A 506-nucleotide genomic window follows, 5' to 3' on the forward strand; every position below is an offset into this window, starting at 1 on the left:
AAGTTATGCCTGATGACTATAGCAAGTTGGTACCACACCTTCCCATCCCGAACAGGACCGTGAAACGACTTTGCGCCGATGATAGTGCTGCAACCAGTGTGAAAGTAGGTCATCGTCAGGCTCTTATACCAGAATGCCCCTGATTCCAACGAATCAGGGGCTTTTGCTTTTGTCCTTCTTACTCTTTGCTTTTTGATTTCTACCCTTACCTTACCCTTTGCCCATTCCTTTCGTTCCCCCTTACTCAACTCCTTCCGTATTTCATCTCGTCTTTCCTCTTTGCTGCGTTTCCTTTTATCGCTCACAGCTCACTTACACTTTAACTTTCCCTCTTCTTAAATATCCCTGATCTAGATGTAACCCTCCCGTAAAATCAAGCCATGCATAACTAGAGATCTTGAGGCAAACTTATATGCCAAAGGAGAACAGAAATGCGTAAGAGCAGATTTACAGAAACACAGATCATAGGAATATTGAAGGCAGTTGAAGCTGGGAGATTGGTCAAA

The 506-nt window shown here is 43.7% G+C and carries 1 rRNA gene; it reads left to right on the top strand.

Annotation, left to right across the window (positions count from 1 at the left end):
- The first annotated feature begins 8 nt into the window (after positions 1-8).
- A 5S ribosomal RNA gene (gene rrf / locus KDM92_RS18265) occupies positions 9-121 on the top strand.
- The last annotated feature ends 385 nt before the right edge of the window (positions 122-506 follow it).

Origin of the sequence: Affinundibacterium baiyunense, assembly GCF_018139645.1 — a bacterium.
GTDB classification, from domain to species: Bacteria; Pseudomonadota; Gammaproteobacteria; order Burkholderiales; family Burkholderiaceae_D; genus Undibacterium; species Undibacterium baiyunense.